A 22,212-nucleotide genomic window follows, 5' to 3' on the forward strand; every position below is an offset into this window, starting at 1 on the left:
CGACCACCTTGGCCCCACGCAGACGCATACGCGATCAGGTGACCACGCGGCGCGTTTCTCCCGATGGCAAACCGCTCACTGTGTTGGCGTAAACTTGCACTCGCGAGCGGCAACCAGACTCAGACAACGGCCCTGAAAGCCTGCTGGATCCGGTCTTGCGCCTGTGGAAATCCAGCCCTCGAGCGCATCGAGGATCGTCAGATACCCGCCGTCCGCCAGCTTGCTGTGCTGATCTTCGTCCGTTGTGGCCTGAACCAGCAGGGCCGAGCGACCGGCTTGCTCGACCGTCGCGGCGTATACGGCGTCGGCGGTGTAGGACACGGTCGGATCGTGCCGCGCGTGCAGACTGATGGTGGGCGCGACGATCAGGCCGGACAGATCCGCGTCGTAGGCTAACCGCGCCACCGCCATCGGATCGGCCGTAAAGCGTTCGACACCCGCGTTCAGCGCCGCGTCGTCCGACGAGCCTGAGTAGACCGTCCGGCTGTTGTCGAACGGGTTGCCGCCGACCCGACCGATCAGATCCTGAAACAGGAAGGTCGCCCAGCTGAGATGCGCGACCAGTTCGTCCTCGGCCACGCTCGTCACCGCCAGAATGTCTCGCAGACGTCGACTCTGGTCCGCCGTCCGCTGGCGCATCGACAGGCCTGCGCCCGTGCACGCCTCGACCCGCCGACGGAGCTCCGCGCGGGTCATGCGCGATCCTGCCGCCAGCCCCTGCCACACCGGATAGGCGCCATCCTCGGCCGAGGGGTGGTTGCGGCAGTAGAACTGATAGACAGCCCGCAGATCGGCGCGGAACTGATATGCTTTTGTGCCCCCGGTCAGGACGCCGTTGGTCAGCAGGACGCCGTCGTAGTTCGCCCTGCCCTCGCCATCGAGGGCGTAGAGCTCGGCCGTCTTCGCGGCGACGTTCCCGCCCCACGACTGGCCGTGCAGGATGGTGCGATCCGGTCGTCCGAACCGCCGCCAGAAAAGCTCGCGGCTATGCTCGACGCCCTCGGCCGCCATCCGCACGCCATAGCCGCCGCGGCGATAGCTGGACCCGGTCCAGGCGTAACCCTTCCGAACCCAGACGGCGAAGCGGTTGAGGTCGTCGAGCGAGTCCTGCACGTCGGGCTCGCCGGTGCGCGGACCGCCGTGGGCGTGGACGATCAGCTTGCGGTTCCACTCAGCCGGCATGGCCATGACCACCCAGGCGCCGTCGGCGTCCCGCGTGGTCGAGCAGGCGACGCCCTGTCCCACGTCCCCCGGACAGGCGAGCGGGGTCGCCTCCGCATCCGGAGCCTGCGCAACCGCCTCGCCGCCGGCCAGAAAGGCCAGAACGGCGAGGACAGCTCCGGGGAAGAACCTAGAAGGACTTGCTGATCGAGCCATACCAGTACCGACCATAGGGACGATGCACCGAGCCGAGATAGCCGCCGTCAGCCAGCGAGGGGCCTTCGTCGGTGAAATCACGCACGCCCAGCCGCAATTCTGTGCCCGAGGCGAAGCCTGCATCCTCGATGTCGTACTGGATGAAGGCGTTGCCGACCATCTGGTCCGCCACGATCCACGGGTCGCCGCTGCTGCTCAGCAGGCTCGCCTGTTCGATCTCGCTGACATACTGGGTCGACAGGCCGATGCGAACCGGTCCCTTGCGCCAGGTGAACGAGGCCGAAACCTTCCATTCCGGGCGGCCGTTCTGTGCGATCAGCTGAGACGAGTCCGGCAGCGGGGTCAGCGGATCGATCGTGCCGGCCTCGCGGGCCGCGTACAGCGAGTCCACGATGTCGCCCGGCGCGCGCGAGAACTCCAGCAGCTGGGACGCATTGAGACGGAAGTTGAACGATCCCCACTCCGTCCGGCGCTTCGACCATGAAAAGCCGTAGTCCACGCCCTCGGCGGTCTGCGGCAGCAGATTGATGAAGCGGTCGCTGATGGTTTGCGCCGTTCCGACCGGGGTCAGGCCTGTGCCGGCGAACAGGGCGATGTCGTCCGCGTTCGGCGCGGAGCGGACCACGTTCGGATTGGTCTCGCCCTGCACGCGGTTCAGATACTCCAGCGCCAGCGCGGTCTGGGCGCCCAGCAGGCCGACGATCTGCTCCTGCTCGATCTTCCAGCGGTCGACGGTGAAGGTGAAGTCGCCCCAACTCTCCGGCATGAACGTCGGCTGGAACACCAGACCGTAGGACTGGTTGGTGCTTTCTTCGGGCTGCAGGTCCGGGTTGCCGGCGATCAGCAGCGAGACGCTGGCCGTGCGGCTGCACTGGCTCATGTTGGCGATCGTGCCGTTGCGAATGTCGGCCTCGCAACGGATGAAGTCCGGGCCGCTGGCAAGACGGGCGTACTGGGTGGCGTTGACCTGCTCGAGGTTCGGCGCGCGGAAGCCTTCCGAATAGGAGGCGCGGACACGCAGGCCGTCTAGGACATCCCACGCCACAGCCACCTTGGGCTTGGCCACAGAACCGAAGTCCGAATACTCCTCGTATCGACCGGCCAGCTGCACATCGATGCTGCGGGCGAACGGGATGTTCATCTCCGGCGACACCAGCGGGATGGCGAACTCGACGAAGGCGGCGGCGACGGTGCGGCTGCCCTTGGTGTCGGGATTCGGGCTGACGGCCGAAACGTTGGACAGATTGGTCTCGCCGGTCACCATGTCGGTGAATGTGAAGGTGCCGTCCAGATTCTCGTCGCGGTCGTCCATCTGGGTCTCGCGTCGCAGCTCGGCGCCGAACGCGATGCCGACCGGACCCGCCCAGTTCGAGAACAGGTCGGTGCGCGACATCTTGATGTCCGCCATCGTCAGGGTAGTCCGCGAGAAGCGCCGAAGGTCGAAAGTGATCGCGTCGAGCGCCGCCTGCGAGGACGGCGAGCAGTCGCCCGAGCTGGGCGTCGAGACGCAGCCGCCGCTGAACGGATTGTAGGCGTCCGGCGTCGACAGGGCCAACTGACGCTGCAGGGCGGTCATGTTGATGTTGGGCGAGATGTCCTCGGCCTCGGCGGCCGAATAGAGCAGCGCGGTTTCCCAGTCATAGCCTTGCCACTCGCCGCGCAGGCCGCCGACGAAGCGCGACTGGAAGTTCTTGACCGTCACCTCCTGGAAGCCGGTGTCGGCGAAGCGATAGTTGCCCAGACGGACGGCCAGCCCGGCGGCCGGAACGTTCGTCAGGTTCGGCAGACGGTTGGGGTTCGGCGCTCCGTTGAGGGTCGTCGGGCCGAACGGGTTGTAATAGTTGGTCGCCGGGATCCACAGGCCATTCAGATTGACCACCGGCGGCTGGATCGCGACGCTCTCCGCGCCGTAGAAGCCCACCTCGCCGAACGCCTCAATCGACGGCGTCAGCTCATAGCGGCCGGTCGCATAGACGTTCAGACGCTCGACCGACGGCCGGACCGTCGTACCGACGCGGGTGTCGAAACGCATGTCGCGGTTCACGCCGGTGTAAGCCACCGTTCCGCTGGTCAGACAGAGGTTCGTCGTGGTGATCACGCCGGCAGCACAGCCGAAGCTTTGCGGCTGAACGTGGAAGGCGCCGGCTGCGGTTGTGACGATCACGCCGTTGGATCGCGGGCGCAGCGCCGTGGTGGTCGCGGGGATGCTGGTTTGCGCCCACGGCGAATGGGACGAACGGCCATCGGGCACGGTCGAGGTCTCATACCCCGGCACGTTGCGGAAGAAGGGCCGCATGTCGTCGCTGCGTGTGAAGTCCTGCTCGTCCGCCATCAGGTTGGTGCGGTCGGTGTAGTTGAGGAACAGCGAGACGTTGCCGCGCTCGAAGTCCTTGCCGGCGAAGATGTTGGCTTCCAGCTCGGTATAGTCGGTGCCCTCGGCGCCGCCGTACTGGAGCTCCATCTCCAGGCCGTTGAAGTCGTCCTGCAGCACCGTATTGACCACGCCGGCCACAGCGTCCGCACCATAGATGGCGGCGGCGCCGTCCAGCAGGACTTCCAGCCGTTCCAGGCCCGCCACCGGGATCGCGTTGGAGTTGTAGCTCAACACCGGCACCGTGCCGGTGTCCGACGTGCCCTGGCTAGTGGGGTGTTGGACGACGCGGCGGCCGTTCAGCAGGACCAGCGTGTTGCCCACGCCCAGCGAGCGCAGGTTGACCGAGTTCACGTCGCCACGCGCCGAGTTCGAGGTCTGGGGGTTGTTGGCGCTGTCGAACAGCACGTCGCCCATCTGCGGGATCGACCGCAGCAGGTCGTCGCCCGAGCTGGCGCCGACGGCGTCGATCTGGTCCTGATCCACCACGACCACCGGCAAGGCCGCGGTTGTCGAGGCGCCGCGGATCTGGCTGCCAACGACGATGACGTCGTCGACAGCGACGGCCTCCGGATCCTGCGCATCGGACGGCGCCGGCGTTGCGGTTTGCGCCCAGGCCGTCGCCGCCGACGCCAACAAGGCAAGGCTCGCCGTTCCGCCCAGAAGGGCGCTCCTTTGGATCAGCTTCATTGTAGTCCTCCCAGTACCCGGCCCGTTTTCAGTCGGCCGTTATGACTTCCTTGTCGCCCGGCCCCGCAGCCGGATCTGGCTGGGCAGCCAGCTGGCGAGGGCCTGACCGGAGCGCCGCGTTCAGCGCGTCGCGATCCAGCTCGCCTTCCCAGCGGGCGACGACCAGGGTCGCCACCGCATTGCCCACGAAATTCGTCAGCGCCCGGCACTCGCTCATGAAGCGGTCGATGCCGAGGATCAGCGCCATGCCGGCGACCGGCACGTCCGGCACCACCGCCAGCGTCGCCGCCAGCGTGATGAAACCGGCCCCGGTGATGCCCGCCGCCCCCTTGGAGCTCAGCATGGCGACCAGCAGGAGGGTGATCTGCTGCCACAGCGACAGCTCGATGTTCATCGCCTGCGCAATGAACAGGGCCGCCATGGTCATATAGATGTTGGTGCCGTCGAGGTTGAATGAGTACCCCGTCGGGACGACCAGTCCGACAACCGACTTGGGCGCGCCCGCGCGCTCCAGCTTCTGCATCAGGCTGGGCAGGGCGGCTTCCGACGACGAGGTGCCGAGCACCAGCAGAAGCTCTTCCTTCAGATAGCCGATCAGTTTGAAGATCGAGAAGCCGTTGAACCAGGCCACGGCGCCCAGCACGCCCAGCACGAAGATCAGCGAGGTCAGATAAAAGGTGGCGATCAGGGCGGCCAGATTGGCGATGGCGCCGAGGCCATAGGCGCCGATCGTGAAGGCGAAGGCGCCGAACGCCCCGATGGGCGCCGCCTTCATCAGGATCGCGACCAGCCGGAAGACGATCTGGCTCAGCGACTCGAAAGCGCGCTGAACCGGCGCGGCCGCATCCCCTACGATCGCCATAGCGATGCCGAACAGGATCGAGACGAACAGCACCTGCAGGATGTTGCCCGTGGCGAAAGCGCTGATCAGGGTGTCGGGAATGATGCCGGTCAGGAAGCCGACGACGGTGCTCTCATGCGCCGCATCGGCGTACTGGGCGACCGAGCCGGCGTCGAGGGTTGCGGGATCGATGTTCAGGCCCCGACCCGGCTGGACCAGGTTGGCGATGACCAGACCGATGATCAGCGCCAGGGTCGAGAAGGTCAGGAAATAGGCGAAGGCCTTGCCCGCCACGCGCCCGATCCGCTTCAGGTCGCGCATGCCGGCGATGCCGGTGACGATGGTGAGGAAGATCACGGGGGCGATGATCATCTTCACCAGCTTGATGAAGGCGTCGCCCAGCGGCTTCAGGCTCTCGCCGAACTCGGGCCAGAAATGGCCGATCGCGCCGCCAAGCACGATGGCGGTGAGGACCTGAAAATACAGGCTTCGATAGAACGGGCGGCGCGCAGCAGGGCTCGCGCTTGCAGGCGACAGGATCACTCAACCTCCCTCGGGTGCGTTGCACCGCGATCGCGACCCGTCTGACGCGGGTCGTCGGAAGAACTATCAAACGGGTAGAAGCCTCCTCACAAGCACATGGCGCCGGGAAGTCATTATGTTGTTTTGTATGGATAATCGTTGCAGATCGCCAATTGGTCGTGCGGCGATCCGCACGCCGCTCTCGCCATTTGTGCGGAATTCCGCATAGTAGGGAAATGCCACGTCGACTCTCGGTCCAGACCCAATGGCGTCTCTTCGCCGCCCTCACCGTTCTGGCGGTGGTCGGCGCCGTCCTGCTCGCGGGCTGGCTGGCCCAGCGGGACGCCGAGGCCGCGGTTCGCCAACAGGCCGAGGCGACCTCCGCCCTCCAGACCGCGGTTCTGCGCAGCGAACTGGAACGCCAGCAGGCCGTTCCCTCGATCCTCGCACGCGACCCCGACCTGCTGACCCTCTTGGCCAGCCCCTCTCCGGGCAGCGTCGATCTGGTGAACCGCAAGCTGGAGCGCCTCAGCCGCGAGGTGCGCTCGGCGGCGATCTATGTGCTCGACGCGCGCGGCCTGACCCTCGCCGCCAGCAACTGGCGCGAACCGACCAGCTTCGTGGGGTCGGAGTACGGCTTCCGCCCCTACTACGCCGAAGCCATGGCGACCGGCCGTTCCGCCTTCTTCGCGCTCGGCACCGTCAGCGGCCGGCCGGGGCTCTACATCGCCCGGCGCATCGACACCCCGACCGGCGAGCGCGCCGGGGTGATCGTGACCAAGGTCGAGTTCGACACGCTGGAGGCGCAATGGCGGGCGGCGGGCGATCCGGCGTATATCACCGATGCGGACGGCGTCGTCCTGATCACCACCCAGCCCCGTTGGCGGTTCCACACCACCCGCCCCCTCAGCGCCGCGCGGCGCGAGGAGATCGCGGCCGATCAGACCGCCGGCGGCCCCCTTATAGACCTGCCGTTCAAGGCGCGGTCCGAGGGCATGGTTCGCATCTCCGGCGACCTGCCGCCCGGCCTCTATGCGCATGCGACCGACGCCGCCGATCTGGGCTGGACCCTGCATATCCTGACACCGGCGGACCCCACGATCCGGCGCGCGACCGGCGCGGCGCGGGGACTGGCCCTGCTCAGCGTTCTTCTGCTCGCCGGCGCCGCGGGCCTTCTGCTGCGTCGACGCCACCGCGCCGCCCGCCGCGCGGTCGAGGACGAGCAGGCGCGCGCCGATCTGGAACGTCAGGTCGACCTGCGAACCGGCGAGCTGAAGTCCGCCAACCAGAAGCTCCGCCGGGAAGCCGACGAACGGCGCCGGCTGGAGCGGGTGCGAGAGGCGCTGCAGGACGACCTGATACAGGCCAACAAGCTGGCCACCCTTGGCCAGATCGCGGCCGGCGTGGCCCATGAGATCAACCAGCCGCTGGCGGCTATCCGCACCCACGCCGACAGCGCCGGCCTGCATCTTGAACGCGGAGACCCCGCCGCCACGAACCGTTCCCTGGCCCAGATCGCGGACCTGACCGACCGGGCCGGCCGCATCACGGACGAACTCCGCGCCTTCTCGCGCAAGACCAGCTCGGCCACGGTAGCGGTCGACGTCGACGCCGCCCTCGACGGCGCCCTGATGCTTCTTGGCGCGCGGCTGCGAGAGCGCGGCGTCGCCCTGTCCCGCCCGGAGCCACACGGCCTTCTGGTCATGGCCGAGCGCAACCGTCTGGAGCAGGTCCTGCTCAACCTGATCCAGAACGCGGTCGAGGCGGTCGAGGGCGTGGACGCGCCCTCCGTCATCGTGGACGTTCGGGCTGAAGAGGACGCCGTGACCATCCGCGTCATCGACAACGGCGCCGGCCTGTCCCCCGCCATTCGCGATCGTCTCTTCACGCCGTTCGCGACGGACAAGACACGCGGCACCGGCCTCGGGCTGGTCATCAGCCGCGACATCGTCGGCGGGTTCGGCGGCGAACTGATGCATGAGCCCTCCCCCGGCGGCACCGTCTTCCGCCTGACCCTGAAGCGGGCGCGGCAATGACCTTCCAGTCTCTGTCGAAGGTCGCGCTGGTCGAGGATGACGACGCCTTCCGTCAGGCGCTGGTCGAACGCCTGTCACTCTCGGGTCTGGACGTGTCCGCTCACGCCGGCGCCGAGTCCGCGATCAAGGCCTTGCGTCCGGATTTCGAGGGCGTCGTGGTCACCGACCTGCGAATGCCGGGCATGGATGGCCGCCACCTCGCGCGCCGCCTTTTCGAGATGGACCCCCACCTGCCGGTCGTCATGATCACCGGCCACGGCGACGTCGCCGAGGCTGTCGAGGCGATGAAGCTCGGCGTCTACGACTTCATCACCAAGCCTTTCGCCCCCGAGCGCCTGATCGAGACCATCCTGCGGGCGTTGGAGAAGCGGGCGCTGGTGCTGGACAACCGCCGGCTCGCCGCTCTGGCGGGCGCAAGTGAAGTGGCCATCCCCCTCGACGGCGACAGCCGTGCGGCGGTGAACCTTCGGGCCGCCATTTCACAGTTGGCGGACGCGCAGGTCGACGTCCTGATCGAGGGTGAAACCGGCGTGGGCAAGGAAGCCGTCGCCCGCTCGATACACACGTCCGGTCGGCGTCGCCTGAAAGAGTTCGTTCCCATCGCCTTCGATGCGCTTTCGGAGGCCGACGCGCCGGGCCAGTTGTTCGGCCACGAGGCCGGCGCCTTCCCGGGAGCCACGCGTCGTCGTGAAGGCCAGATCGCACGCGCTCACCTGGGCACCCTGTTCGTCGACGAGATCGACCAGGCGCCGCGGTCGGTCCAACGCATGCTCCTGCGCACGCTGGAGGAGCGGGAAATCTTCCCGCTGGGCGCCTCCGAGCCCGTGGGACTCGACTTGCGGGTTCTGGCCGCGACCAAGGCCGACCCGGCCGCCGCCGTCGCGCGGGGCGCGCTGAGCGAGGATCTGTACTACCGCCTGAACGTCGTCCGCCTGCGGGTGCCGCCGCTGCGGGAACGACGTGAGGACATCCCCCTGCTCTACAGCCGCTTTCTCGGTCGGGCCGCCCGGCGCATGGGCCGGTCCGTTCCCGAGATGGATCACGCAGTGCGCCGCCGGCTGGTCGAGCACGACTGGCCCGGCAACCTGAGGGAACTTTCCAACTACGCCAGCGAGGTGCTGGTCGGCATCCGTCCGTCGCTCAGCCCTGAAGCGGCCACACCCACGCTCGCCGAAAAAGTGGCGCTCTACGAAGGCGAGATCATCCGCGAGGCCCTGACCACTCACGCCGGGGATATGCGCGCCGTGACCCAGACCCTCGGCCTGCCCCGCAAGACGCTCTACGACAAGTTGGCCCGGCACGGACTGAGCCCCGCCGATTTCCGCCGCAAGACCTAGCCGCCCGCGCTCCACCGCACGTTTCATTTCAGGCCGCTGAAAATCGTGGACGGGGACGGACGATCGGGTTTCGTTGACCTGCGCCCGCGCTTCAGACGGGCGGGGGAGGATATCGATGGCAGGACCGACAGGGGGCGCGGGCCCCGACATCGCGGGCGGGGACCGCGTCAACATGGCCTTCGTGGCCCTGATCGTGGCGGTCGCCACCATCGGCGGCTTCATGTTCGGGTACGATTCCGGGGTCATCAACGGCACCCAGGACGGGCTCGAGGTGGCCTTCAACCTGTCGGCGCTGGGGACCGGCTTCAACGTCGGCGCCATCCTGCTGGGCTGCGCCTTCGGGGCGTTCGGGGCGGGCCGGCTGTCAGACATGATCGGTCGCCGTGGCGTCATGCTCTGGGCGGCGGGAATGTTCATCGTCTCGGCGATCTGGGCCGGCGCGGCGGACAGCTCCTTCCACTTCATCATCGCCCGCTTCATCGGCGGTCTGGGCGTGGGCGCCGCATCGGTGCTGGCCCCGGCCTACATCTCCGAGGTCACCCCGGCCTCGATCCGGGGTCGGTTGTCCAGCGTCCAGCAGATCATGATCATCACCGGCCTGACCGGGGCGTTCGTGGCCAACTATGCGCTGGCGGCCACGGCCGGAGGATCGACCGCCGAGTTCTGGATGGGCTATCCGGCGTGGCGCTGGATGTTCTGGCTGCAGGTCATTCCGGCCGCCATCTACCTGTTGGCCCTGCTGGCCATTCCCGAGAGCCCGCGCTTCCTCGTGGTCAAGGGCCGCGACGCCGAAGCCGAGGCCGTGCTCAGTCGCCTGTTCGGCCCGCAAGCCGGCGCCCGCAAGGTCGCCGAAATCCGCGCGACGCTGGACAGCGACCACAAGCCGAAATTGTCCGACGTGCTAGACCCCATCAGCAGGAAGGTTCGCCCGATCCTGTGGGCCGGCCTGATCCTGGCGGTGTTCCAGCAGCTCGTCGGCATCAATATCGTTTTCTACTATGGTGCGGTGCTCTGGCAGTCGGTCGGCTTCTCCGAGAACGACTCCCTGCTGATCAACATCGGCTCCGGCGCCTTGTCGATCATCGCCTGTCTGGTCGCCATCTCCGTGATCGACAAGATCGGCCGCAAGCCGATGCTACTGATCGGCTCGGCCGGCATGGCGGTGACGCTGGCGGTCATGGCCTGGTGCTTCTCACAGTCGCAGCTCGTCGACGGCGCCCCTCACCTGCCCGGCGCGGTTGGCCCGATCGCGCTGGTCGCGGCCAACGCCTATGTCGTCTTCTTCAACTTCAGCTGGGGCCCGGTGATGTGGGTCATGCTGGGCGAGATGTTCCCGAACCAGATGCGCGGTTCGGCGCTGGCCATCGCCGGCTTCGCCCAGTGGATCGCGAATTTCGCCATCTCCGTCAGCTTCCCGTCCATGGCGTCGGGTCTGGGCCTGACCCTGACCTACGGCTTCTACGCAGCCAGCGCGCTGGTTTCGTACGTCCTGGTCCAGCGCTGGGTGCACGAGACGCGGGGCCGCGAACTGGAGGACATGACGGGCTGATCCGGCAATCAATACGGCAGGCGTCGCGATCCATGCCTATTTTGTGTTTCGCGACGCCGGTTGGCGCGCCTACATCCGCCTGACACTTCCCCGAGGACGCCGACCATGACCGAGACGCTGGACCTGACTCACTGGATCAATGGCGAGAAGGTGCAGTCGGACCGGCCCACGGAAAGCCTGAACCCCTCGGACACCCGCGATCTGGTCGCCCGCACGCCGGACGGCGGCGATGCCGAGGTCAATGCGGCGGTGGCGGCGGCCAGGGACGCCTTCACCGGCTGGTCCGAGGCCAGCCCTGAGGTCCGCTCCGACGTTCTGGACCGGGCCGGCACCCTGCTGATGGAGCGCCGCGAGCAGGTCGGCCGTCTGCTGTCGCGGGAAGAGGGCAAGACCCTGCCCGAGGGCATCGGCGAAACCGTCCGCGCGGCCCGCATCCTGAAGTACTTCGCCGGCGAGGCCCTGCGCCTGCACGGCCAGAACCTCGCCTCGGTGCGGCCGGGCGTCGAGATCCAGACCTATCGGCAACCGGTCGGCGTGTACGGGTTGATCACGCCCTGGAACTTCCCGATCGCCATTCCCGCATGGAAGGCCGCCCCCGCGCTGGCCTTCGGCAACACCGTGGTCATCAAGCCCGCCGGGCCAACCCCGGCCACTGCAGAGGCGCTGGTCGCGATCCTGCATGAAGCGGGCCTGCCGAAGGGCGTGCTCAACATGGTGATCGGACGCGGTCGTGTCGGTCAGGCGATTGTCGACCACCCCGATGTCGCGGGCGTCAGCTTCACCGGCTCGCAGGGCGTGGGCGCGGGGGTCGCGGCCGGCGCAGTCAAGCGGCAGGCGCGGGTCCAGCTGGAAATGGGTGGCAAGAACCCGCTGATCGTTCTCGACGACGCCGATCTGGATCGCGCGGTCCAGATCGCACTGGACGGCTCCTTCTTCGCCACCGGCCAGCGCTGCACCGCTTCCAGCCGGCTGATCGTGCACGACGGCGTCCACGACCGCTTCGTCGCCGCCCTGGCCGAAAAGCTGAAGGGCCTGAAGGTCGGCGATGCGCTCGACCCCTCGACCAACATCGGCCCGGCGGTCAGCGAGGACCAGCGCGAGACCTCCTATCGCTACATCGACATCGCCACCTCCGAGGGCGGCCGCGTCGTCACCGGCGGCGACCGCCTGAACCTCGACAAGCCCGGCTGGTACGTCCAGCCGACCCTGATCGCCGACACCACCGCCGCCATGCGCATCAACACCGAGGAGGTCTTTGGCCCCGTCGCCTCGACTATCCGCGTGAAGAGCTATGAGGAGGCCCTCGACATCGCAAACGGCGTCGAATTCGGCCTCTCCGCCGGCATCGTGACCAGCAGCCTGAAGCACGCCCGCGACTTCCAGCGTCGCGCGAAGGCCGGCATGACCATGGTCAACCTGCCCACGGCCGGCGTCGACTATCACGTGCCCTTCGGCGGCACGAAGTCGTCCAGCTACGGTCCGCGCGAGCAGGGTTTTGCGGCGGTCGAGTTTTTCACGCAGACAAAGACCAGCTACTCCGCCGGTTGATCCCGGCGACGGGTAAGGGCAACGAGGGCGGATGCTCGCGGGGCCCCTGATGATCGACACGACGACCATGGCGCTCGCCGCGCTTCTGGGCGTCGTCGGTCTGGTGATCGGCAGCTTCGTCAACCTCGTCGCCATGCGCCTGCCGAAGGACGAACCGATCGCGATGGCGCGGTCGCGGACGGACTGCTGCGGCCAGATCCTCCAGCCGATCGAACTGATCCCCGTCCTCAGCTGGCTGGCCCAGCGCGGCCGCTGCCGACGGTGTGGAGAGGCCGTTTCCGCCCGTCACCCGCTCGTCGAGCTGACCGGCGCCGCAATCGGCGTCTGGGCGGCCCTCGCGTCAGCCTCGCCAATACACGCGGCGCTGACCGCCCTTTTTGGCTGGCAGCTTCTGCTGATCGCGCTGGTGGATGCTGACGCGCTCTGGATACCGGACCGTCTGACCCTGCCGCTCGCCGCGAGCGGTCTCGCCGCTGCGGCCCTTCTTTCGCAGACCACCGTGCTCGCCGCCATGGTCGGCGCCGTCGCGGGCCTTGTCTCCCTATGGCTGGTCCGCGAGGTTTATCGCCGCCTGCGGGGTCGAGAGGGCCTCGGAGGCGGTGATCCCTTTCTGTTCGGCGCGGTCGGCGCCTGGGTGGGGTGGATGGGCCTGCCGTCGGTCCTGCTGTGGGCCTGCGCAGCCGGGCTCAGCTGGGTCGCGTCCCGGGCCCTGCTGCGCCGCCCCCTCGCCGCCGATGAGCCCCTGCCGTTCGGCCCCTTCATCGCGATCGGCGCATGGCTGACGTGGGTGCTCGGCCCCATCGGCCTGGGGTGACCGACTGTCGACGATCCGTCACCTTGGCGTGCTAGGCGCTCCCTGATGTCGTTGCGCCTTCTTGCCGTCTGTTCAGCCTGCCTCGCCCTCTCGACGACGGCGCCGGCCATGGCCGATGTGCTGGACGACGCCGCCGTTCAGGCCGAGCCGCAATACTACCTGATGTCGCTCACCGACACGCCGGCTCAGGACGTGGCCGACGCCGTGCTCGGCGACGCGCTGGGTCTGCCATTCAAGGTCGACCCGGCCGTCACCGCGCGCATCAGCTTCAAGGTCGACGGCCTGTACGGCCCCCGCGCCCTCGTGCGCGAACTCGCCGACCGCCTGTGGAACGCCGATGTCGCCCTGATCGAGCGTCCTTCCGACGGTCTGTGGCTGATCCCGAAAGCAGCCCTTCCCGCGGCTCTGGCCCAAGGCGCCGCGCTGGTCGCCGCGCCCGCCGGAGCCACAGCCGCGCCTGTCGCCGCCGCGCCTGCGTTGGCCCCGCGTCCGATCGCCCCGAAGACCACCGCCGCCAAGGCTCCGCCTTCGGACACGCCTGACCTGTCATGGCTTCTGGCGCTCGGCGTCGGTTGGCTGGCGGGGGTGGGGAGCGTCTTCGCCTGGCTTCGCCTGCGCCGCCCGACCCCGGCTCCGGTCCTTGCGCTGCCCTCGCCTGTGGCCAGCAGCCCGCCCGAGCCGGCCGCCGACGATCTGGTCATTCCGACCTTCGCCCAGCGCGCAGCGACCGTCAGCGCGACCTCGCCCGGGGCCTGAGCTACTCGTACTGAATGCTCAGCGGTATCCGTCCCGCCTCGCCGAACAGGCGGCGCAGTTCGTCAGGATCGCCGCCGATGCGCAGCAGGTCACGCCCCTCGTCATCCATAACCGCAATCCAGCTGGCGCTGATATCGCCGACGTTGCTGCTCCAGATCTGGAATGATGTCGTCCCGAGACGATCCCCTGTGATCTGCAGGCGGTAGACGCGGTTGGCGTCGCCGGTCACCTCGACCAGCGCGGGTCCGTTGGCCAGCTCCAGCGCCGTCAGGCCCAGCATCGAGCCGTCCTCGGTCACCGGCACGCGCATGGGCCGCAGCGTGGAGACGCTGAGCCCCGAATGCACCTCCAGCGTCGCGCCCGCCAGCGCGTCCTGCGCACAGGTGGGCCCGGCGATGAACAGGGCCGTAGCCATCGTCGCGAGAGCGAGCCTCATTCCTGTCCTCCCTGTCCGGCCGGCGACGCCTGCCGTCGAACCCGCAGCCGTCCGGCATCGGTAAAGCCGCCCGTCGGCCCCACCGTGACCGTCAGCGGCTCGACCAGCTCCAGACCCAGCAGGCCCGCCTGCTCGGCCAGTCGCAGCGAGTATGAACCCGGCCGCACGCCTTCGAAATAGATCAGTCCGGCATGGTCAGTACGTCCGGATACGACCCGCGCGCCATCCGCCGAAACCAGCTCCACATCCAGCGCCGACAGCGGTCGCGCCCCTCCGTCCTCGCGCACGATCTCGGCCACGGCCTGAACCTCGGCCGTCCGCGTCATCGGATAGTCGATCTGGATGGTGTGGCCGGGCCGGGGAGTGGCCTCCAGATCGGTCGGGCCGCCCGCGAGGAACGGATCCTCGACGGCCGTCAGATCAATCCGCAGGCGAGCCGTCGCGGCGTCGCCCAGACCGCTGATCGACCCATGGCCGCCCGCATCCGTCGTCACCGCTCCACCCGGTCCTTCCAGCACCACGCCCGGCACGCCCTCCTCGGAGACCTGTCTCAGCCCGTCGCCATTGTCGTCCACGAAGACGTTTAGCCGCGCCGCCCCGCCCGTCGCCGCGCCGGGCCGGATGGCGGCGTATCGTCCCCGCTCCGGATCGAAGCCGAAGCTTGCGCCGAACTGCAGGCCCACGCGCCATTCGCCGCTGTCGGTCTCATAGGCGCCGTTCAGCGCCACATCGAAGGCCCGGGTGCGCCACAGACTGGCCGCCTGCAGGCTGGTGTCCCCCGTCTCCACCACGCGGACCGCGCCGAATCTCAGGGTCTGGCGCTCATTCAGGTTCACGTCCGCCGTCGCGAAGGCGGTGACCACACGCGCCTCCGGACTCAACTCGTAGCTCAGGCCGCCCCTGAACTGGACGGCGCTGCTGATCAGGGTGGTGAAATCGGTCGCCCCGAACAGCGCGCCGCCATCCGGCGCGCCGTCGATCTTTTCCCACGTCAGGCTGTTGGACGCATAGAACCGCCCGATCGGCGCACCCATCCGGGCCGAAACCTGTGTCGCCGCCTCGCCGTTGACCCGCTCCAGACGCCGCGCGTCCAGTGATAGCGGCAGCGTCGGCCCCGACGGCAAGCGCACCTGCCAGTCCGCCCTCAGATCCGTGGCGCGCAGCAGCGGCAGGGCCGAGATCAGACCCAGCTGCCGCGTCTCGTCGATGAAGCCGCCGCGATACTCCGAATGCCGCGCCACCACCGAGGCGCCGAACAGCCGTGCTGACACGCCTCCGGTCGCGCCGGACCCGCCCAGATCATCGACCCCGAGATCGAACTGCAGGGCCGCGCCGCCCAGCGAGCCCCGCAGGCCAGCCAGCCCGACCATGCGCTGGCCTTCGCCGGCAGGGTCATGCAGGCCCAGTCCCGCCGTCACCGTCAACGCCTCGCTGAGCCCGTAGTCCGCCTGAAGCGCCAGCCTCAGCTCGCCGGTCGCGAACGGGTCCTCGTTGTCGCCGACGGAGATCAGCGCCCGTCCCTGCTCCACCGCACCGAACCGGACGACCAGCCGCCCCGGCTCGACCTGGCCGGCCCCGAAGTTGATCCGGCGCACGACCTCCCGCGTCCGCCCGTCCGGGCTGTAGAAGATCAGGCGGACCGTGTTCAGGCCGTGCGTCAGCGGCACATCGAGGAACTCGTAGCGACCCTGATCCGGCGCCGCCTGCGCCGCTTGCAGCACCTCGTTGACGTAGAGCTCGACCTCCTCGCCCAGCGCCAGTTCACCCCGCAGGTTCAGCGGCGTGGCGATGTCCAGCGCCTCCAGCGACGCCGACGAATAATAGACGCCCCGCCCCGCCAGCCCGGCGACGCCGATCGGCATGGACGGCGTGAACACATCGCCGAAGCCGACCCGCGTGCCCCCGAACCGTCCCAGAGCCCGGTTTCCGGGATCCTTCCGGCTCCAAGACAGTCGTACGTCGGACAGCTCGCCCTCGTCGTTCGAACCCGCGAACGTCTGCACCGTGCCCCATGCGAGGTCCCCGGCGGCGCGCACGTCGAACCGGCGGGCGCTGTCCGTCCCGTCCCGGGTGATCAGGCCGCCCACATTTACGTCGAACACGGGCGGGCTGAACGCCTGATACGGCGCCTCCAGCCGCACGATGTCCGGCGCTCCCGATCGGCCGTCCAGACCCGCCGCGCGGGCGCGACGCTCCATCCGGGACTGGAAGGGCAGGGTTTCCGTCGGCTGCACCCTGAGCACCTGCGCACTGGTGTCGACGGTCAGCCGGACGGGCAGAAGCTGCTCGATCAGATCGGCCCTCAGATAGATCTCGTCGCCGAAAACCTGCGCCTGATCCGCCCCCATGACGACCAGCCGGTCGCCGATCCGGGCAGTCCGCGCGTCCAGGTCAACGATCAACCGGCGATCGCGCGACAGGATCCAGCCTTCCGCCCTCGCCTGCGCCGGAAACACGCCGACCGACAGATCCAGAATCCGGGAGAACTGGCCGAGCGGCAGAAAGACCCCTGCTCGCGAGGCGTAGGCGTCCATCGACTCCGCGATCTGGTCATTGCCGACGCGCACCTCGAACCACAGCAGGTCATCCGGTCCGAACAGCACGCCCTGCGGCGCGAAGGCGTCGGTCGGCGCATCGGGTTCCGCCCCGCGCGCGACCCCGCCTGCGGCCGTCAGGCCGATGACAAGCGCCAGACTCATGGCCCGCCTCACGGGGCCGCGAGCGAGGCGGACGCCAGCGTGTCTCCCTTGCGGGCGTCGTCATCGCGATAGGTCACGGTCAGCACCGTCCCGCGCGCCACTGGCGTTTGCAGCGGCAGCAGCACCGCGCGCCGGGCGACCTCGGGATAAACCGCCACGCCGCGCAGAAGGCCGACGACCTCGTCCCCGTTCCGGACCTCGACATCGCCATAGACCGAGTTCGGTCCCTGCCGGACCAGATCCAGAGCCAGCACTCCGCCCGGCCGTTCAGCGTCGCCCGGCGTCAGGGCGAGGTTCTCGATCGCGGCGCGGGCGTCGGGCTCCCCTGCCCTCAGGATGACCGGGATGCTGATGCTGAACAGGGCCGTGACCTGCAGGCTCAGTTCGCCCGTCTCGCCTCTGGCGGCGGCTTCAGCGGTCAGGCCGGTGCTCTCGGGCGGCACGGCGGTGACGGTCAGATGGGTGCGCCACTCCGTTCCGCCGTCGCCGGGAGTCGGCATGGCGCGAACCCGGATGGCCTGGCTCTCGCGCGGTTGGAGCACGACCCGGCGCGGCGTGTACTGGACCAGTCGCGAGGCGGAGGCGACCTCCGCTTCCGGATGATCGGCGACGGCGGCAATCTGCCCGTCCGGCAGCATCACGCGGTCGACCATCTCGACGGAATAGGTCGCGGCCTCGTCGCCCTGGTTGAAGATGTAGACCACGGCCGAGCGCTCGCCCGGACCGAAGACGACCCGCTTGGGAGAAATGTTGAGGTCGGCCCCAATCTGAGCCTGGGCCGACCCCGGGATACTGGCCGCCACGACGATCATTCCCACGACGGCCAGGAGTGAACCGACGAGCCGGGATACGCGATCATACAGGTCAGTCATGGCGTCGATCCGTAGATTGGGTTTCAGGATGACGACGCCGAGGTTTCGCGGCGGTTAACTTACGCGGCTCAGTTGTAGGCTGCGGACACGGTGAAAGTGCCGGAATAGGCGCCCGTTACGGTGGTCGAGGAGACCGGCACGGTGCCCCCCACCTTGAAGGCCAGCGATCCGGCGGCGCCCAGCGCATTGCTCAGGGTCTGGGCCGAAGCCGAACCCGTCAGATTGTTCGAGGTGGTCACGGTCAGGCTCTCGGAGCCGTTGGCCATGGTGAAAGTCGCGGGGATCGTCACCGACACCGACTGTCCGCCTTCACCGTCGATGGTGAACTGGGCGGCGCGCGGGGTGTCGCCCGAGCTCAGGCCGACGACGCTGCCGGTCACCGAGCGGGCGTCAGCGGTAGACACCACGACGGTGCCCGAACCGGTCGACGGACGCACGACGGAGCCAAACTTCAGGTCGCCGTTCTTGGTGATCGTCAGGGGACGAATGACGGTGATCGAGCCCGTGCCCGTGGTGGACGCAGACTGGGCGAAGGCGGGCGCGGCCAGAGCCACGGTGGCGAGGGCGACGGCGGCGGCGAGAACTCGTACGTTCATGATCGGTCTCCTGCAGGGGTGGCTGCGTTGGCCGGCCGTTTCGATCATCGGATGCGCCAAGTCCAACCGGCGGAGCCCGAAAACAGGGCAAATCGAACCAAAGTTATACGTTTTCGGCGCTAATCCCCGGCCGACGCCGAAGGTTGCACCTTTGCTTAACCAGACAGCTTCAGGGTGCGCTGATCGAACTGCGGTTCGCGTACTCACTTGTCCGGCTACGTATGCGTTGGGTTGTCCTGATCGTCGATGACCACCCCCTGGTCGCCCAGGCGCTGGAACTCGCCGTCAGGGCCGCATACCCTCATCTGGACGTCGCGCGGGCGGCCAGCGCGACGGAAGCTGAAGACCACGCCCGCGTCGGCGCGGGCCGCATTCGACTGGTCCTTCTCGACCTGATCCTCCCGGACGCCAAGGGTTTCGACGCCCTGCTGCGCCTTCAGCAACGTCTGCCCGACTGCCCGATCTGCATCATCTCAGGTCGGACTGATCCCCATTCCGTCGCCATGGCGCGGTCGCTCGGGGCGGCGGGCTTCCTCGGCAAGAACGAGCCGGTCGAGAAGCTGGTCAACTCCGTCGGAGACATGCTGCGCGGCGAGCGTCCGTTTTCCGACGCCCGCGAAGAGGTCGGGGCCGACCAGCGCGCCGTCAGTCGTCGGCTGCAAAGCCTGTCGGCCGCTCAGCTTCGCGTCCTCGCCGGTCTGGCCGAGGGCAAGCTGAACAAACAGATCGCGCACGACCTTGGCGTCACGGAAGGCACCGTGAAGCAGCACCTGAACGCCATCTTCCGTAAACTGGATGTCCGGAACCGCTCCCAGGCGATTCTGGCCGCCGGCCCGTATCTGGATGAAATCAAACGCCCCGACCGCTCGCGTCAGGCCAGTTGAAGCGCACCTCTCAGCTCGTCCTGCGAAAACGGCTTCACCAGTGTTGCGTGGGCTCCCAGACCCTTGGCCATGTTCAGAACCGGCCCGGCGCCCAGTCGACCCCCGCCCGTGATCGCCACGATACGGATCTCGTCGTGCTGATCCCGCAAGTCCATGATCAGGTTGAGCCCGTCCCGGTCCGGCATGAGTATGTCGGCGACGATGGCGTCGGGCTTGAACGCCGCGATCTTCTTCAGGCCGGTATCGACATCCAGCGCCGTCTCGACCTCGCACCCCATCTCGGCCAGCATGGCCGCGATGTGATCCAGCATGATGGCGTCGTCCTCGATCACGCAGACCTTCATAACCTCAGCCCTCGGTTGTCAGTTCAGCGAACATCGGCTTAGGATCAACCATGCCGTCCCGTCAAATCCGGAAGAGCCGATCACCCGTTTTTGCCGCTGTCGGGGCGTTGGCTCTGGTCGTTATCCTCGTCATCGCGGGCATCGAGCTTGCTCGAGAGTTCGACAGGGCCCGCAACCATCGCGCGGAAGCGACGCGTTCATTCGAAACCCGATCACAGATCCAGCGCGTCTTCTCCCTGATGCAGGACGCCGAGACGGGGCAGCGCGGCTACATCATCACCGGCGACGATCGCTTCCTTGAGCCGTATCACGCCGCCAATGCGACGCTGGCCGCCCAGCTGACCATGCTTCGCCGACAGATGGCGCAGGACCGCTCGCAGACCGCGGATATCGCCGAACTCGAGCGCGACATCGCCCGGAAACGTCAGATTCTCGCCCGAACCATCGATCTTCGCCGCCGCCTGGGTCCTGCTGCCGCCAGCGCGGAAGTCTCCGAGGGCGAAGGCAAGGCGGCCATGGACGATATCCGGCGGGTCGTCAGCCGCATGGTGGACCGCGAGGCGGGCCATCTCGAGCAGGCCCGCGTTCTCGCCGAGACCCGCACGCGCCGCACCGAATGGATGGTGTCCTCCCTGTTCTTCGCCCTGATGGTCCTGACCCTGGGCGGGGGCTTTCTGCTCTGGCGTTATCTGACGACGCGTCAGGCCCTGCTGGCCACCGTCAGCGCCAACGCCGCCCGTCAGGAGGCCATCCTCGACAGCGCCATCGACACCATCATCACCCTCAATCCCAGCGGCAGCATCGAGAGCATCAACCGCGCGGGTCGCAAGATGTTCGGCTACACGGCCGCCGAACTGGACCGTCGGGACATCTCCCTGCTGATCGATCTGGCTGGCGACGGCGGCGGCGACGCGCCCTTCCTGACCCGTCTCGGCGAAAAGCTGGGCGCGCTGGAATCTGGCCGGCTGGTGCGCGAGATGTCCGGGCGTCGCAAGGACGGTTCGACCTTCCCCGTCGACGTCGCCCTGGGCGCGATGGAACAGCCGACGGGCATCCACGTGGTCGCCATCGTTCGCGACATTTCCGAACGCCGCCGCATCGAGGAGATGAAGGACGAGTTCGTGTCCACCGTCAGCCATGAGCTGCGCACGCCGATGACTTCGGTCGCCGGATCGCTGGGCCTGCTGGCCGGCGGGGCCGCGGGCGAACTGCCCGAGAAAGCCGTCCGCCTCATCGCCATTGCGCAGGCCAATAGCCAACGTCTGGTTCGACTGATCAACGACATTCTCGATATCGAGAAGATCGAGTCCGGCAAGCTGTCGCTGGCGTCCGAAACCCTGAACCTGCGCGACATCGCCGAGCGGTCCATCGAAGGCGTCCGGGGTTATTCCGAAAGCCTGGGCGTCGAGTTGCGGCTCGCCGAAGAGCACGACGCGCCGGTGCGCGGCGATGCGGACCGCCTGATTCAGGTCGTGACCAACCTGCTGTCGAACGCCGCAAAGTTCTCACCTCAGGGCGGAGAGGTGCTGGTCTCGGTCCTGCCCGAACGTCGGCTCGCTCGCCTCAGCGTCAGGGATTTCGGTCCGGGCATTCCCGAAGGCTTCCGCTCGCGCATCTTCTCCAAATTCGCCCAGGCGGACGGTTCGGATTCGCGGACGCAGGGCGGCACCGGACTGGGGCTGGCCATCTCGCGTGAGATCGCAGAGCGCCACGGCGGTCGGCTGTGGTTCGAGTCCGCCCCGGGCGAAGGCGCGACCTTCCATCTTGACCTGCCGCTGATGACCGAAACCGGACCTTCGTCCGCCGAGGGGCCGAAGCTGCTCATCGTCGAGGACGACCTCGACGCCGCCCACACCCTGCGCGACCTGATGGAGCGCGACGGCTTTCAGGCGGACATCGTCGGCACCGCCGACGCCGCCTACCGCGCCGCCGTCGGCGATGGCTACAGCGCCCTGCTGGTCGACCTCAATCTGCCTGACGGCGACGGCATCGGCCTGATCCGGAGCCTGCGCGATGCCGAACAGACCCGTGACATCCCCATCATCGTCATCTCCGGCGACGCGGCGCGCGGCAAGGCGCGGGGCGCCGCGCTCGAAGTGCTGGACTGGATGGACAAGCCGATCAACGGCGATCGTCTGCGCCATGTCGTGGCGGGGGCGATGGGCGTGCAGGCCGAAAGGCCCCGGGTCCTGCATGTCGAGGACGACGTCGATGTACTGTCCGTCGTCTCCTCCACCTTGGGCGGCGTCGCCGATGTCGAGGCCGCGCGCACCCTGTCCGACGCCCGCCAGTCCCTGTCGCGCAGCCGGCCCGATCTGGTGATTCTCGATCTCGGTCTGCCCGACGGCTCCGGTCTGGATCTGCTGAAGGACCTGACAGACGCCTCCGGTCGCGCCATTCCGGTCGTGGTCTATTCCGCGCAGGACATGGACGGGGCGCTCAAGACCGGCGTCGACGCCGTGCTGACCAAGTCCCGCGCGTCGCTGACCACCCTCACCCGTACGGTCCGGCGACTGACGATCAGATGACAGGGAGATGCC

Annotated in this window: 16 protein-coding genes; 8 read left to right on the plus strand and 8 right to left on the minus strand. The window is 68.1% G+C overall.

Annotated elements, in window-relative coordinates; all coding sequences use genetic code 11:
• Positions 1–75 precede the first annotated feature (75 nt).
• The 3 genes from ACIQC9_RS08475 to ACIQC9_RS08485 are packed head-to-tail and all read right to left on the minus strand — an operon-like array spanning position 76 to position 5,819.
• Positions 76–1,377: a hypothetical protein gene (locus tag ACIQC9_RS08475; protein ID WP_400614411.1), complete on the minus strand. Its 1,302-nt coding sequence runs from the start codon at positions 1,375–1,377 to the stop codon at positions 76–78.
• The gene (locus ACIQC9_RS08480; RefSeq protein ID WP_400614413.1) at positions 1,352–4,438 is read right to left on the minus strand and encodes a TonB-dependent receptor plug domain-containing protein; all 3,087 of its coding nucleotides are present in this window, start codon (positions 4,436–4,438) and stop codon (positions 1,352–1,354) included. The genes ACIQC9_RS08475 and ACIQC9_RS08480 overlap by 26 nt, the downstream gene beginning before the upstream one ends.
• 28 nt (positions 4,439–4,466) lie before the next feature.
• Positions 4,467–5,819: a dicarboxylate/amino acid:cation symporter gene (locus ACIQC9_RS08485; protein ID WP_400615442.1), complete on the minus strand. Its 1,353-nt coding sequence runs from the start codon at positions 5,817–5,819 to the stop codon at positions 4,467–4,469.
• Positions 5,820–6,037: 218 nt separating this feature from the next.
• Between ACIQC9_RS08485 and ACIQC9_RS08490 the strand changes: the two genes are divergently transcribed.
• From ACIQC9_RS08490 to ACIQC9_RS08515, 6 genes are all read left to right on the plus strand, one after another.
• A complete protein-coding gene (locus ACIQC9_RS08490; RefSeq protein WP_400614416.1) occupies positions 6,038–7,837 on the plus strand; it encodes an ATP-binding protein in 1,800 nt (599 codons plus the stop codon).
• Complete coding sequence (locus ACIQC9_RS08495; protein WP_400614419.1) at positions 7,834–9,174, plus strand: sigma-54-dependent transcriptional regulator; 1,341 nt, start codon at positions 7,834–7,836, stop codon at positions 9,172–9,174. Before ACIQC9_RS08490 ends, ACIQC9_RS08495 begins: the two co-directional genes overlap by 4 nt.
• A gap of 115 nt (positions 9,175–9,289) precedes the next feature.
• Positions 9,290–10,723: a sugar porter family MFS transporter gene (locus tag ACIQC9_RS08500; RefSeq protein WP_400614422.1), complete on the plus strand. Its 1,434-nt coding sequence runs from the start codon at positions 9,290–9,292 to the stop codon at positions 10,721–10,723.
• Between the two features lie 105 nt (positions 10,724–10,828).
• On the plus strand, positions 10,829–12,271 hold the full coding sequence (locus ACIQC9_RS08505; protein ID WP_400614425.1) for an aldehyde dehydrogenase family protein: 1,443 nt from the start codon (positions 10,829–10,831) through the stop codon (positions 12,269–12,271).
• Between the two features lie 49 nt (positions 12,272–12,320).
• Complete coding sequence (locus ACIQC9_RS08510) at positions 12,321–13,085, plus strand: prepilin peptidase (protein WP_400614427.1); 765 nt, start codon at positions 12,321–12,323, stop codon at positions 13,083–13,085.
• 45 nt (positions 13,086–13,130) lie between these two features.
• The gene (locus ACIQC9_RS08515; RefSeq protein WP_400614429.1) at positions 13,131–13,841 is read left to right on the plus strand and encodes a hypothetical protein; all 711 of its coding nucleotides are present in this window, start codon (positions 13,131–13,133) and stop codon (positions 13,839–13,841) included.
• Position 13,842: 1 nt separating this feature from the next.
• On the opposite strand, the gene ACIQC9_RS08520 is transcribed toward ACIQC9_RS08515, so the two are convergent.
• From ACIQC9_RS08520 to ACIQC9_RS08535, 4 genes are all read right to left on the minus strand, one after another.
• The gene (locus tag ACIQC9_RS08520) at positions 13,843–14,277 is read right to left on the minus strand and encodes a hypothetical protein (RefSeq protein ID WP_400614431.1); all 435 of its coding nucleotides are present in this window, start codon (positions 14,275–14,277) and stop codon (positions 13,843–13,845) included.
• Positions 14,274–16,976, minus strand: a complete 2,703-nt coding sequence (locus ACIQC9_RS08525) for a hypothetical protein (RefSeq protein ID WP_400614433.1) — start codon at positions 16,974–16,976, stop codon at positions 14,274–14,276. Before ACIQC9_RS08525 ends, ACIQC9_RS08520 begins: the two co-directional genes overlap by 4 nt.
• An 8-nt stretch (positions 16,977–16,984) precedes the next feature.
• Positions 16,985–17,848, minus strand: a complete 864-nt coding sequence (locus ACIQC9_RS08530) for a hypothetical protein (protein ID WP_400614435.1) — start codon at positions 17,846–17,848, stop codon at positions 16,985–16,987.
• Between the two features lie 68 nt (positions 17,849–17,916).
• Positions 17,917–18,444 carry a DUF4402 domain-containing protein gene (locus ACIQC9_RS08535; RefSeq protein WP_400614437.1) on the minus strand — a complete coding sequence of 176 codons (528 nt, stop codon included), beginning with the start codon at positions 18,442–18,444 and terminating at the stop codon, positions 17,917–17,919.
• Positions 18,445–18,665: 221 nt separating this feature from the next.
• Between ACIQC9_RS08535 and ACIQC9_RS08540 the strand changes: the two genes are divergently transcribed.
• The gene (locus ACIQC9_RS08540) at positions 18,666–19,328 is read left to right on the plus strand and encodes a response regulator transcription factor (protein WP_400614439.1); all 663 of its coding nucleotides are present in this window, start codon (positions 18,666–18,668) and stop codon (positions 19,326–19,328) included.
• Here the strand turns inward: ACIQC9_RS08540 and ACIQC9_RS08545 are convergent.
• Entirely contained in the window at positions 19,316–19,672 is a 357-nt protein-coding gene (locus tag ACIQC9_RS08545) for a response regulator (RefSeq protein WP_400614440.1), read from the minus strand. The genes ACIQC9_RS08540 and ACIQC9_RS08545 overlap by 13 nt on opposite strands.
• A gap of 50 nt (positions 19,673–19,722) precedes the next feature.
• Between ACIQC9_RS08545 and ACIQC9_RS08550 the strand changes: the two genes are divergently transcribed.
• Positions 19,723–22,200, plus strand: coding sequence for a CHASE3 domain-containing protein (locus ACIQC9_RS08550; RefSeq protein ID WP_400614443.1), 2,478 nt, complete (start codon positions 19,723–19,725; stop codon positions 22,198–22,200).
• Positions 22,201–22,212: the final 12 nt, after the last annotated feature.

Source organism: Brevundimonas sp. NPDC092305 (assembly GCF_044755415.1).
GTDB lineage: Bacteria > Pseudomonadota > Alphaproteobacteria > Caulobacterales > Caulobacteraceae > Brevundimonas.